Below are 12,677 nucleotides of genomic sequence, written 5' to 3'. Positions count from 1 at the left end.
GCCCGAGCGTCGCGGCGGACGGCGCGGGACCGCGGGCGGGCGCGTACCGGCCGGTGGTGCTGGTGGTGCTGCTGTCGGTGGCGATGTTCGTGCTGACCCGGCCGCGGCTGGGGGTGGTGGCGATGCCGGAGCGGCGCACGCCGGCGCGGGCGGTGGCGGTGGTCGGGGTGGCCGGGCTGGGCATCGCCCTGTACGACGGGTTGATCGGCCCGGGCACCGGCACGTTCCTGGTGTTGGCGTTCACCGCGCTGGTCGGGGCGGACTTCGTGCACGCCTCGGCGATGGCGAAGGTGGTCAACGCCGGCACGAACCTGGGCGCCCTGGTGGTGTTCGCGGCGACCGGGCACGTGTGGTGGCTGCTGGGCGCGGCGATGGCGGTGTGCAACGTCGCCGGAGCCGCGCTGGGCGCGCGGATGGCGCTGCGGCGCGGCTCCGGCTTCGTGCGGGTGGTGCTGCTGGTCGTGGTGGTGGCACTGGTGGCCAAGCTCGGCTACGACCAGTGGGTGGCGGGCTGATCCGGCTCAGGCGTGCCGGACGATGTCGTCGTAGTCCAGGCGGGGCAGCCGGGGGAACCAGGCGTCCGGGCCGGGCTTGCCGATGTTGACCACGAGCAGGGACCGCCAGCTGCTGTCGGCGAAGAACTCCTTGTCGAGGCCGTCGGCGTCGAAGCCGCCCATCGGGCCGGCGGCCAGGCCGGCGGCGCGGACGGCGAGCAGCCAGTAGCCGATCTGCAGGGTGGCGTTGAACCGGGCCATCCGCTCCCGGGCCACCGCGTCGGCGGCGAGGCCGTCGCGCATCTGCGGGCGGATCGGGAAGACCCGCGGGATGAACTCGTGGAAGTCGGTGTCGGCGGCGAGGACGGCGACGACGGGTGCGGTGGCGGTCTTGGCCCGGTTGCCGTCGTTCATGTGGGTCAGCAGCCGCTCGCGGGCCTCCCCGGGCCGGACGAACAGCACCCGCAGCGGCTGCGTGTTGGCGGCGGTGGGCGGGTACTTGGCCAGTTCGAAGATGGCGCGCAGCTGCTCGTCGCTGACCGGCTCGTCGGTGAAGGTGTTGGCGGTGCGGGCGTCGGTGAACAGCTGGGCCTGCGCCTCGGGGTGCAGGGTGATCAGGTCGCTCATCGGATGTCCTCGCTCTATCCTTGCCCCTCCGACATCGGTAGGGGCTAGCTTTTTAGTAGTGTCTGCGGACATGAGGATAGCGCGTATCCTGGAGGGGTGACAGTCAGGCCGGAGGTGGGCGGCGAGCCCCGCATGTGCGACCAGGGGCTGGCCAGCGCCTTCGCGTTCCTCGGCAAGCGCTGGAACGGCGTGCTGCTGGGCACCCTCGCCGCCGGGCCGGCCGGCTTCGCCGAGCTGGGCCGGGCGCTGCCCGGGATCAGCGAGTCGGTGCTCTCCGACCGGCTCGGCGAGCTGTGCCGGGTCGGCCTGGTGTCGCGCACCGTGCGCGAGGGGCCGCCGGTCGGGGTGAGCTACGAGCTGACCGAGCGCGGGGCCGCCCTGCTGCCGGCCCTGGACGCGCTGGCCCGCTGGGCGCACGAGAACCTGCCCGCCCAGCCGGGACGCGCCGGCGGCTGCTGACCGCCGCCATGTGATCATCAACAGGTGCCCGTACGCGCCGAACACGACCGGACCGTCCTGGCCGAGCTGTTGGGCCGGGATCCGGTGCTGCACGCCTACCAGCTCGGCGACCTGGACGACTTCTTCTGGCCGTACACCTCCTGGTACCGCCGCGACGACCAGGTGGCGCTGCTCTACCACGGCGTCGAACTGCCGACCCTGCTGGCGTTCGCCCCGCCCGAGCGGGCCGGCGACCTGGCCGCGCTGCTGACCGAACTGGCCCCGGTGCTGCCGGCCCGGCTGTGGGCCCACCTCTCCCCCGGACTGGCGGCCACCGTGGCCCGCTGGTACGAGGTGCGCGACCCCGCGCCGCACCACCGGATGGCGTTGACCGACCCGGCCTGGCTGGCCCGGGCCACCCCCGCCGGAGAGGTGCTCGACCGCGCCGACCTGCCGGCTCTGCACGACCTCTACGCCGCCGCGTACCCGGGGAACTGGTTCGACCCGCGGATGCTCGACACCGGCCAGTACGTGGGGATCCGGGCGGACGCCGAACTGGTCGCCGTCGCCGGGGTGCACGTCTGGTCGCCGACCTGGCGGGTGGCCGCCCTGGGCAACGTCACCACCCACCCCCGGGTACGCGGCCGGGGCCTGGCCGGCGCCGCCGTGGCCGCGCTCTGCGCCCGGCTGCGCGACAGCGTCGACCACGTGACCCTCAACGTCCGGGCCGACAACACCGCCGCCGTACGCCTCTATGAGCGGCTCGGCTTCACCCGGGTCGCGGACTTCACCGAGTGCGGGCTGCACCGTCGCGGCTGATGGCCCGACCGCTCAGTCTGCGCTGTCCAGCCGCCACGCCGGGTCGGGAAACCGACCCTGACCTGGGCTTGTGTCGGACCGGCCCGGACCCGCCCAGCCCCTAGCGTCTGCCTTCGAGGCCGCGCCCAGGGGCGGGCGCGGCGGAGTTGGAGGAGACACGATGGGTTTCACAGCGACACCCCGGGGGCGAAGAAGGGCGGTGACCGTCGCCGCCGCCGTGACCGCGATGGTGACCGCGATGGCGACACCCGCCTGGGCCGCGCCGGGCGTCGACCCGGCCACCGTGGACCGGGCCGCCGATCCCGGCACGACGATCCCGATCAGCAAGGTCGTCTCGACCCCGTCGATCCCGCCGAACCCGGACGTGGTGCTGCTGGTCGACACCACCGGCAGCATGGGCCCGGCGATCGCCAATGTCCGCACCAACCTGCAACAGGTGATCAACAACGTGCGCGGGGCGCAGCCCAGCGCCGAATTCGCGGTGGCCTCCTACCGGGACGAGGGCGACGGCGCGGAGCTGTTCCGGGTCCGGCAGAACCTCACCGGCGACGCCACCGCCCTGCAGAACGCGGTCAACGGGCTGATCGAGGGCGGCGGCGGTGACACCCCGGAAGCATGGGTGAACGCCCTGTTCCAGGTCTCCGACGGCGGCATCGCCTACCGGTCGGGCAGCAGCCGCATCGTGGTGCTGGTCGGTGACGCCCCCAGCCACGACCCGAGCGCCGGGCACACCCTGGCGCAGGCCACCGCCGCGCTGCTGGCTGACGACGCCCGGGTGCTCGCGGTGAACGTCAGCGGCGGGGGCGGCGGCCTGGACGCGCTCGGCCAGGCCACCGACGTGGCCGCCGCCACCGGCGGCCAGGTGGTCGGCAGCGCCCCGGACACGGTCACCGCGGCGATCCTGTCCGGGCTGCGCGACCTCGACGTCACCGTCACCCCGACCGTGACGTCCTGCGACCCGGGCCTGTCGGTGAGCTTCGACGCGGCGTCGAAGACCCGGCAGAGCGGCACCGACGTGCCGTTCGACGAGACGATCACGGTCGCCGGCGACGCCACCCAGGGCGCCACCCTGCACTGCACCGTGGAGTTCCTGCTCAACGGCCTGTCCGGCGGCCCCGCGTTCGTCGAGCGGATCAGTGTCACCGTCAACGACGTCACCCCGCCGACCGTGGTGGTCGACGACCGGACCGTCGAGGCGACCAGCCCCGCCGGCGCGGTGATCAACTATCCGGCGAGTGCGACCGACAACGTCGACGGGCCGCTCACCCCGACCTGCGCGCCGCCGGCCGGCAGCACCTTCCCGCTGGGCGCCACCACGGTCACCTGCACGGCGACCGACGCGGCCGGCAACACCGGCAGCGACACCGCGGTGATGCGGGTGGTGGACACCACCGCCCCGACCACGCAGTGCGTGCCCACGAACAACCCGAGCGGCGACAACACCCCCGGCTCGTACAACCCGGACGGGTTCTACCAGTTGACCGCCACCGACCTCGTCGACACCGCGGTCGACGTGTACATCGGTGACGCCGCCGACCCGTCGGTGAGGTTCGGGCCGTTCCCGGCCGGCACGAAGATCAAGCTGGTGCAGGCGCCGGGCGCGCAGTCCCGGGTGAAGGACGGCACCGGCGACATCGACTACAAGGTGACGCTGCGCGGCGACGCGGTGATCACCGGCGTGGACGACGCCGGCAACGCCTCGACCGCGACCTGCCTGGTGGCCCCGCCACCGAAGTGACACCCCGGTCGTGACGCGGGGGTGGCCGGCGGGTCCGGCCACCCCCGTCGTACGTCACAGGCCGCGGCTGGGCGAGTGGAACCGGCCGGCGCGGATCTCCCGCAGCGCCCGGCGGCGGGTCTGCCCGCGCAGCGTGTCGACGTAGAGGCGGCCGCGCAGGTGGTCGGTCTCGTGCTGCAGGGCCCGGGCCAGGAAACCGTGCCCGGCGATGGTCAGCGGCTCGCCGTGCTGGTCGAAGCCGTGCGCGGTGGCGCGCATCGCCCGCGGGGTCGGGAAGTACAGCCCGGGGATCGACAGGCAGCCCTCCTCGTCGTCCTGGAGTTCCTCGGACAGCTCCAGCGTCGGGTTGATCAGGTGGCCGCGGTGGCCGTCGGCGTCGTAGACGAACACCTGCGCGTTCACCCCGATCTGGGGCGCGGCCACCCCGGCCCGGCCGGGCGCGCCGAGCAGGGTGTCCATCAGATCCTGCACGAGCGCGCGCAGCTCGGCGTCGAAGCTGGTCACCGGCTCGCAGGGGGTACGCAGCACGGGGTCGCCGATGATCCGGATCGGGCGCATAGTCATGCCCGGAAGGCTATCCGGCCGTTACTGCGACCGGCGTGCGCACCCGCCGGTCAGCCGGCCGTCGTCCCGGTCGCCCGGTCCGGGGCCAGGCCGGTGTCGGCGATCCGGTCCCGCAGCCGGCGGCGGCGCAGCGCGGCCAGCACCGCGTACAGCTCGTCGGCCAGCGGTACGGGCAGCTCGGCGTCGAGCTGCCGCATGGCAGTGGTGGTGGCCGCCCATTCGGCCTCGATGACCGGCCGCAGCGCGTGGGCCCGGTCGGTGAGGGCGACGATGCGCTGCCGGGCGTCCGCGCCGGGGCTGAGGGTGACCAGGCCGGCGCGGCGCATCTGGGCGACGGTCTGGCTGGCCGCCGAGTGGGTGACGCCGACCCGGGTGGCGAGGTCGCGGATGGCCAGCGGTCCGTCGGCGAGCAGGACCCGGACCAGCGGTGAGTAGCGGGGCCGGTAGTCGGGCAGGTCGAGGTCGGCGTAGACGGCGGCGACGTCGGCGTCGAGCAGCTCGAGGACGTGGCGCAGCAGGGTGCCGAGGGCCTCGCGGTCGGGGGTGGCGGTCACGTCCGCTAATGTAACAGCGCTGTTGTATCTGGGTGTGGGAGGGAACCGGGATGTATCCACCGATCGAGCCGTACGCGCAGGGGCTGCTCGACGTCGGCGACGGCCAGCGGATCCACTGGGAGACCTGCGGCAACCCGGACGGCCGCCCCGCCCTGGTGGTGCACGGCGGCCCCGGCTCGGGCGCCACCCCGTCCTGGCGGCAGCTGTTCGACCCGGCCGCCTACCGGATCATCCTGTTCGACCAGCGCGGCTGCGGCCGCAGCACCCCGCACGCCAGCGACCCGGCGGTGGACCTGTCGGTGAACACCACCGCGCACCTGCTGGCCGACATGGAACGGCTGCGGGAGCACCTGGGCGTCGACCGGTGGCTGCTCTGCGGCGCCTCCTGGGGCTCGTCGCTGTCGCTGGCGTACGCCCAGCGCCACCCGGACCGGGTCACCGCGCTGGCACTGTTCAGCGTGGTCGCCAACACCCGACGGGAGATCGACTGGGTGACCCGGGACATGGGCCGGGTGTTCCCGCAGGAGTGGGCCCGGTTCCGTGACGGCGTGCCCGAGGCCGACCGGGACGGCGACCTGTCCACCGCGTACGCCCGGCTGGTCAACGACCCCGACCCGCGGGTCCGGGAGCAGGCCGAGATCGACTGGTGCGCCTGGGAGGACGTGCACGTCTCGCTCGCCGGCGGATTCAAGCCCAGCCCCCGCTACGCCGACCCGGTGTTCCGGGCCGCCTTCGTCCGGATCGTCACCCGCTACTTCAGCAACCTGGGTTTCCTGCCCGACGGGCAGCTGCTGCGCGACGCCGGCAAGCTCGCCGGCATCCCCGGCGTGCTGGTGCAGGGCCGCCTCGACGTCAGCGGCCCGCCGGACATCGCCTGGCAGCTCACCCGGGACTGGCCGCAGGCCCGCCTGGAGATCGTCGAGGCCGGTGGCCACGGCAGCGGGCACGGGGTCGGCGAGCGGGTGGTCGCCGCGCTGGACGCCTTCGCCCGCGCCTGACCCCGCTCACTCCCCGGCCCGCCACGCCCGCGGTGAGCACCCCGCAGGCGGCCCGGAACGCCGGAGCCGGTTCAGCCGGCGGTGAGCAGCGCGCGTACCGGGGCGGCCTTGGCGGCCGCCTCGGCGACCTCGGCCGCCGGGTCGCTGCCCCAGGTGATGCCACCTCCGGCCCACAGGTGCAGCCGCTCGGCGTCGGCCGCGGCGGTGCGGATGGTCAGGCCCAGGTCGATGCGCCCGTCGCCGACCCAGCCCAGGGCGCCCATGCTGGCGCCGCGGCCGACCGGCTCCAGGGCGGCGATCCGGTCCAGCGCGGCCAGCTTCGGCGCGCCGGTCACCGACCCGCCGGGGCAGACCGCGCGCAGCAGGGCCGCGAGGCCGAGCCCGTCGGCGGGCGCCGCGGACACCGTCGACTCGGCCTGCCACAGGTCGCACCACCGGCGTACGGCGAACAGCTCGTCGACCCGGACCGAGCCGGTACGGGCCACCCGGGCCAGGTCGTTGCGCTCCAGGTCGACGATCATGATGTGCTCGGCGCGTTCCTTGGCCGAGGCGAGCAGTTCCCGCCGGCCGGTGTCGGTGGCCGCTCGGGTGCCCTTGATCGGCCGGGTGACCAGCCGGCCGCGCTCGAGGGCGATCAGGGTCTCCGGGGAGGCGCAGCCGAGCGCCCAGCCGGGACCGGCGAGGGTGCCGCCGTAGCGGGCGCCGGGCAGTGCGGCCAGCCGGGCCAGTGCGGGCAGCGGGTCCCCGGTGTACGGGGCGGCGGCGTGGCCGACGAGGTTGACCTGGTAGACGTCGCCGCGCCCGATGGCGGCCCGGACCGCCGCCACGGCCCCGGCGTGCGCGTCGGGCGTCCAGCTGTCCCGCCAGTCCCCCAGCCACCAGCCGCCCGGCACGCGGTCGGCCGGTGGCGTGGCCGGCCGGTCGGCGTGGCCGTAGACGACCACCACCAGGTCGGGCACCGTCGGTACCGGGGTGGGCACGCCCGGTGATCCGCCGGCGGCGCGCGCCCCGGCGGCCGCGGACAGGTACAGGGCCGCGCCGCACACCCCGTCGGGGTCGTGGACGGCGGGACGGGACACGTCCCGCAGGTCGATGCCGTGGGCGCTGAGGAACTCCTCGGCGAGGGTGGCGGGGTCGCCGCCGTCGGTGGGCCACCACTGCAGCCGGGCCCGTTCGACGAGCCGGTCCCGGCAACCGGGGGGCGCCGCGGGGGCGTCGACAGACCTCAGTGGAAGCGCTCCCAAGCCGTCCGTACCGATTTCGCTCATCCGTTCAGCCGATTCTGGGTGAACAAGCCGGAACCTTGCTCGATGCCGCGCGGTTCTGCTTGGTACTGTGCGTCACTGGTCATGTGAACCATGACACAGCGCCCCCACAGTCCGGAGAACCCGATGTGCCAGCACCAACCCACCTGCCCCTCCGCCGACGCGACCGACCGGGAAGCCGCCCGGGTCATAGCCTGCTTTCGTGAACAGGGATGGAGCCTGCTCTGCAACGGCGTGATCGTCTTCGAGGACACCGGAGAGCTGCTCCCTGACGGCAGCACCATCGCCCCGCACCGCGGCCCCGCCCGGCACGCCCTCGTCGCCTGATTTCACCACGCTGCGTAACCGCAACAAGCGACGTCGACCCAGGCTAGCCCCCACCGGCGGAGGCACCCTTCGCAGGTCGACGACGCGCCGGGGCGGCCCCGACGACCGCCCCGGCAACCCCGCGACCCTCAGCTCTCGAACGCCTCCGGCGCGGGACACGAGCAGACCAGGTTCCGGTCGCCGTACGCGCCGTCGATCCGCCGCACCGGCGGCCAGTACTTCCCCGCCCGGTCCACCTCGGCCGGATACGCCCCCACCGACCGCGGGTACGCGTGCGGCCACTCGTCGCCCGACACCATCGCCGCCGTGTGCGGGGCGTTCGCCAGCGGGTTGTCCCCGGCCGGCCACTCCCCCGAGCCCACCTTGTCGATCTCCGCCCGGATCGCGATCATCGCCGCGCAGAACCGGTCCAGCTCGGCCAGGTCCTCACTCTCGGTCGGCTCCACCATCAGCGTCCCCGCCACCGGGAACGACATCGTCGGCGCGTGGAAGCCGTAGTCGATCAGCCGCTTCGCCACGTCGTCGACGCTCACCCCGGTCGCCTTGGTCAGCGGCCGCAGGTCCAGGATGCACTCGTGCGCCACCAGGCCCTTGTTGCCGGCGTACAGCACCGGGAAGTGGTGGCGCAGCCGCGCCGCCACGTAGTTCGCCGCGAGAACCGCCACCCCGGTGGCCCGGGCCAGTCCCTCGGCCCCCATCATCCGCAGGTACGCCCACGGGATCGGCAGGATCCCCGCCGACCCGTACCGGGCCGCCGAGATCGCCGGCCGGCCGTCGACGTGCGCGCCGGCGGGGTCACCGGGCAGGAACGGCGCCAGGTGCGCCCGCACCGCCACCGGCCCGACACCCGGCCCGCCACCACCGTGCGGGATGCAGAACGTCTTGTGCAGGTTCAGGTGCGACACGTCCGCCCCGAACCGGCCCGGCTTGGCGAACCCGACCAGCGCGTTGAGGTTCGCCCCGTCGACGTACACCTGACCGCCCGCGTCGTGCACCTTCGCGCACAGCTGCGCGATGCCCGTCTCGTACACCCCGTGGGTGGACGGGTAGGTCACCATGATCGCGGCGAGGGCGTCCCGATGCTTGTCGATCTTCGCGTCGAGGTCGACCAGGTCGACGTTGCCGTCCGCGTCGCAGCCGACCACGACCACCCGCATGCCGGCCATCACCGCCGACGCGGCGTTGGTGCCGTGCGCCGACGACGGGATCAGGCACACGTCCCGATGCCCCTGCCCGCGCTGCCGGTGGTACGCGCGGATCGCCAGCAGACCGGCCAGCTCCCCCTGAGAGCCGGCGTTGGGCTGCACGCTGACCGCGTCGTACCCGGTCACCTCGGCCAGCCAGCCCTCCAGCTGGCCGATCAGCTCCCGGTACCCGGCGGTCTGCTCCGCCGGGGCGAACGGGTGCAGGTGCGCGAACTCGGGCCAGCTGATCGCCTCCATCTCGGTGGTGGCGTTCAGCTTCATCGTGCACGACCCGAGCGGGATCATGCCCCGGTCCAGCGCGTAGTCGAAGTCGGCCAGCCGGCGCAGGTAGCGCAGCATCGCCGTCTCCGAGTGGTGGCTGTGGAACACCGGGTGGGTGAGGAACTCCGACGTGCGGGCCAGCTCGGCCGGCAGCGCCGCGTCGACCGCGCCGTGCACCCCGCCGACGCCGAACGCCGCCCACACCGCCGCCAGATGCGCCGCAGTGGTGGTCTCGTCGCACGAGACGCCCACCCGGTCCGCGTCGACCAGCCGCAGGTTCACCTGGCGCGCCGCCGCCGCGGCCACCACCTCCGCGGCGCGCCCCGGCACCGTCGCGGTGACGGTGTCGAAGAACGCCACGTCCGCGACCTGCACGCCGCCGGCGCGCAGCCCGGCCGCGAGCCGCGTCGCCATGTCGTGGGTACGCCCGGCGATTGCCCGCAACCCGTCCGGGCCGTGGTACACCGCGTACATGCCGGCCATCACCGCCAGCAGCACCTGCGCGGTGCAGATGTTGCTGGTCGCCTTCTCCCGCCGGATGTGCTGCTCGCGGGTCTGCAACGCCAGCCGGTACGCCGGGTTGCCGTCGGCGTCCTTGGACACCCCGACCAGCCGGCCGGGCAGCATCCGTTCCAGCCCGGAACGGACCGCCAGGTAGCCGGCGTGCGGGCCGCCGAAGCCCATCGGCACCCCGAACCGCTGCGTGGTGCCGGCGGCGATGTCCGCGCCGATCTCGCCGGGCGAGCGCAGCAGGGTCAACGCCAGCAGGTCCGCGGCCACGGTCACCAGGGCCCCGACGGCGTGCGCGGCCTCGACCAGACCCCCGTGGTCGCGGACCGCCCCGGACGCGCCCGGGTACTGCAGGTGCAGGCCGAAGAACTCGCCCGGCAGCTCGTCGCGGTCGACGTCGACCACCCGCACCTCGATGCCGAGGGGCTCGGCCCGGCTGGTGATCACCGCGATGGTCTGCGGCAGGCTGTCCGCGTCGACGACGTACACCGGGCTCTTGCTCCTGGACGCGCGGCGGGCGAGGGTCATCGCCTCGGCCGCCGCGGTGCCCTCGTCGAGCATGGAGGCGTTCGCGGTGGCCAGCCCGGTCAGGTCGGTGACCATCGTCTGGAAGTTCAGCAGCGCCTCCAGCCGGCCCTGGCTGATCTCCGGCTGGTACGGCGTGTACGCGGTGTACCAGGCCGGGTTCTCCAGCACGTTGCGGCGGATCACCCCGGGCGTGTGGGTGCCGTGGTAACCCAGGCCGATCATGGACACGGCGACGGTGTTGCGGGCGGCCAGCGCCCGCAGCTCGGCGAGGGCCTCCCGCTCACCGGCCGGGGCGGGCAGGTCCAGGGTGCCGTGCCAGCGGATCACCTCGGGGATCGCGGCGTCCATCAGCTCGTCGATGGAGCTGTAGCCGATGGCCTCCAGCATGCGACGTTCGTCGTCGGGGCCGGGACCGATGTGCCGGTCGGCGAACTGCTCTGCGGTCATGCGCGGCGCTCCTTGTGGGGGCGAGGTCGACAAAGCGGCCTCCCCCTGAGTCGCGCTGACGCGCTCCACAGTGCCTGCCCACGCGGTCCTTTTGCCTGAGAGGTTCCGGGGAGGAATCTGCCCCTTCGGCGCCGCCGGGGTGTTTCCGGGCGGTCTCTCCCGCGTGGGTGGTACCGGCATGGTCAACGCTACCAGCGACCGTGTTTCCGGCTCATGTCGTACCCCGGCCGGTCCCGGCTACACGCCGGCCGGCTGCACCCCCGCCGAGGCGTCGACCGGCGGGGTGGCCGACCCGGCGGCCACCCGGTCGGCCAGGCCGGTCAGCACCTGACCCAGCGGCGCGTCCAGGGTGAGGGTGGCGTGCCCGTCACCGCGGGTGGGGCCCTGGTTGACGATGGCCACCGGGACGCCGCGCTTCGCCGCGCGGATGACGAACCGGCGGCCGGACATGACGGTGAGGGACGAGCCGAGCACCAGCAGCGCCCGGGCCCGCTCGACCAGGGCGAAACAGTCGGCGACGCGGGCCGCGGGCACGGTCTCGCCGAAGAACACCACGTCGGGTTTGAGCATGCCGGTGCCGCAGATGCCGCAGTCGACGGTACGGAACCCGGCCACCGCCGCGTCGGGCAGGTCGACGTCGCCGTCGGGATTGACGTGGGCCACGTGCGCGTCGAAGCCCGGGTTGGCCTCGGTCAGCCGACGCTCCACCTCCTCCCGGGAGGTGAGATTGCCGCAGCCCAGGCAGGTCACCTCGTCGAGGCGGCCGTGCAGCTCGACCACCCCGGTGGCCCCGGCGGCGGTGTGCAGGCCGTCGACGTTCTGCGTGATGATCCCACCGACCAGGCCGGCCCGCTGCAGCCGTGCCACGGCCCGGTGCCCGGCGTTGGGGGCGGCCCGGGCGATCATCCGCCAGCCCAGGTGGCTGCGCGCCCAATAGCGCCGCCGGGCGTCCGGGTCGCCGGTGAACGCCTGGTAGGTCATCGGGGTGTGCCGGCGGGCCGCGCCGCTGGGCCCCCGGTAGTCCGGGATGCCCGACTCGGTGGACAGCCCGGCACCGCTGAGCACCACGACGTCCCCGGCACCGACGAGCCGGACCAACGCGTCGAACGTCTCCGTCACCCGTCCATGCTGCCTCACCCGCCGCCCGACCACGACCGGCCACCCCCGAGCCGCCGGTCCGGGTCACCCACGCCAGCCGCCGCGCGTCCGGGCGGCGACGTTCCCGGCTTCCCGCTCATCCGGCGCACGGGCCCGCGTGCGGCTACGTTGGGGGCATGCGCGTCGTCATCGCCGGGGGCCACGGCAAGATCGCCAAGCTGCTGGAACGGGAACTCGCCGGGCGCGGCGACGTCGCCGTCGGGTTGATCCGCAACCCCGACCACGCGGCCGCGCTGCGTGCCGCCGGCGCCGAACCGGTCGTGTGCGACCTGGAACACACCGGCGTCGACACCGTCGCCGCGCACGTGGCCGGCGCCGACGCCGTGGTGTTCGCCGCCGGCGCCGGGCCGGGCAGCGGCGCCGCCCGCAAGGACACCGTCGACCGGGCCGCCGCGGTGCTGCTCGCCGACGCCGCCCAGCGCGCCGGGGTACGCCGCTACCTGCTGGTCTCGTCCATGGGCGTGGACTCTCCGCCCGCCCCCGGCCGCGACGAGGTGTGGGCGGCGTACCTGCGGGCGAAGAAGGCCGCCGAGCAGAACATCACCGGCCGGGACCTCGACGTGACCGTGCTGCGCCCCGGACGGCTCACCGACGACGAGCCGGTCGGCCGGATCACCCTGGCCCCGCACGTGCCGGGCGGCCCGGTCACCCGCGCCGACGTGGCCCGGGTGCTGCTGGCCCTGCTGTACGCGCCGGACACCGCCGGGCAGTCATGGCGTACGGGCACGCCTCCGGGCGGGACCT

General features: G+C 74.4%; 13 protein-coding genes and 1 riboswitch. Of the genes, 7 read left to right on the top strand and 6 right to left on the bottom strand.

Annotated features, from left to right (window positions below):
- Window positions 1-515: TSUP family transporter (locus ONA70_RS28810; RefSeq protein WP_265009633.1), on the top strand; the 515-nt coding region annotated here is incomplete at its 5' end.
- Window positions 516-521: 6 nt separating this feature from the next.
- On the opposite strand, the gene ONA70_RS28805 is transcribed toward ONA70_RS28810, so the two are convergent.
- A complete protein-coding gene (locus ONA70_RS28805; protein ID WP_265009632.1) occupies window positions 522-1,121 on the bottom strand; it encodes a malonic semialdehyde reductase in 600 nt (199 codons plus the stop codon).
- Between the two features lie 96 nt (window positions 1,122-1,217).
- Between ONA70_RS28805 and ONA70_RS28800 the strand changes: the two genes are divergently transcribed.
- The 3 genes from ONA70_RS28800 to ONA70_RS28790 all read left to right on the top strand — a co-directional run bounded on the left by ONA70_RS28800 (window position 1,218) and on the right by ONA70_RS28790 (window position 4,116).
- A complete protein-coding gene (locus ONA70_RS28800; protein ID WP_265009631.1) occupies window positions 1,218-1,580 on the top strand; it encodes a winged helix-turn-helix transcriptional regulator in 363 nt (120 codons plus the stop codon).
- Between the two features lie 24 nt (window positions 1,581-1,604).
- Window positions 1,605-2,378, top strand: a complete 774-nt coding sequence (locus ONA70_RS28795) for a GNAT family N-acetyltransferase (RefSeq protein WP_265009630.1) — start codon at window positions 1,605-1,607, stop codon at window positions 2,376-2,378.
- Window positions 2,379-2,538: 160 nt separating this feature from the next.
- A complete protein-coding gene (locus tag ONA70_RS28790; protein ID WP_265009629.1) occupies window positions 2,539-4,116 on the top strand; it encodes a VWA domain-containing protein in 1,578 nt (525 codons plus the stop codon).
- Window positions 4,117-4,170: 54 nt separating this feature from the next.
- Here the strand turns inward: ONA70_RS28790 and def are convergent, their stop codons facing one another.
- Both def and ONA70_RS28780 read right to left on the bottom strand, forming a co-directional pair.
- A complete protein-coding gene (gene def, locus ONA70_RS28785) occupies window positions 4,171-4,680 on the bottom strand; it encodes a peptide deformylase (RefSeq protein ID WP_265009628.1) in 510 nt (169 codons plus the stop codon).
- 50 nt (window positions 4,681-4,730) lie between these two features.
- A complete protein-coding gene (locus ONA70_RS28780) occupies window positions 4,731-5,234 on the bottom strand; it encodes a MarR family winged helix-turn-helix transcriptional regulator (protein WP_265009627.1) in 504 nt (167 codons plus the stop codon).
- Between the two features lie 50 nt (window positions 5,235-5,284).
- Here ONA70_RS28780 and pip point away from each other — a divergent pair, with 50 nt between their 5' ends.
- Window positions 5,285-6,232: a prolyl aminopeptidase gene (gene pip / locus ONA70_RS28775; RefSeq protein WP_265009626.1), complete on the top strand. Its 948-nt coding sequence runs from the start codon at window positions 5,285-5,287 to the stop codon at window positions 6,230-6,232.
- A gap of 71 nt (window positions 6,233-6,303) precedes the next feature.
- Here the strand turns inward: pip and ONA70_RS28770 are convergent, their stop codons facing one another.
- Window positions 6,304-7,500 (bottom strand): chorismate-binding protein, encoded by a 1,197-nt coding sequence (locus tag ONA70_RS28770; protein ID WP_265009625.1) that lies wholly within the window; start codon window positions 7,498-7,500, stop codon window positions 6,304-6,306.
- A gap of 123 nt (window positions 7,501-7,623) precedes the next feature.
- On the opposite strand from ONA70_RS28770, the gene ONA70_RS28765 reads away from it, so the two are divergent.
- Complete coding sequence (locus ONA70_RS28765) at window positions 7,624-7,824, top strand: DUF5999 family protein (RefSeq protein WP_265009624.1); 201 nt, start codon at window positions 7,624-7,626, stop codon at window positions 7,822-7,824.
- A gap of 128 nt (window positions 7,825-7,952) precedes the next feature.
- Here the strand turns inward: ONA70_RS28765 and gcvP are convergent, their stop codons facing one another.
- Complete coding sequence (gcvP, locus tag ONA70_RS28760) at window positions 7,953-10,775, bottom strand: aminomethyl-transferring glycine dehydrogenase (protein WP_265009623.1); 2,823 nt, start codon at window positions 10,773-10,775, stop codon at window positions 7,953-7,955.
- A gap of 73 nt (window positions 10,776-10,848) precedes the next feature.
- Window positions 10,849-10,947, bottom strand: a riboswitch (glycine riboswitch).
- A 65-nt stretch (window positions 10,948-11,012) separates the two neighbouring features.
- Window positions 11,013-11,894 carry an NAD-dependent protein deacetylase gene (locus tag ONA70_RS28755; protein WP_265009622.1) on the bottom strand — a complete coding sequence of 294 codons (882 nt, stop codon included), beginning with the start codon at window positions 11,892-11,894 and terminating at the stop codon, window positions 11,013-11,015.
- A 155-nt stretch (window positions 11,895-12,049) separates the two neighbouring features.
- On the opposite strand from ONA70_RS28755, the gene ONA70_RS28750 reads away from it, so the two are divergent.
- On the top strand, window positions 12,050-12,677 hold a 628-nt coding region (locus ONA70_RS28750), incomplete at its 3' end, for an NAD(P)H-binding protein (RefSeq protein WP_265009621.1).

Origin of the sequence: Micromonospora yasonensis (assembly GCF_026013475.1) — a bacterium.
In the GTDB taxonomy this organism is placed as follows: domain Bacteria; phylum Actinomycetota; class Actinomycetes; order Mycobacteriales; family Micromonosporaceae; genus Micromonospora; species Micromonospora yasonensis.
The sequence above is the reverse complement of the archived record's forward strand: the minus strand, read 5'-3'. Positions and strand labels throughout refer to the sequence as shown.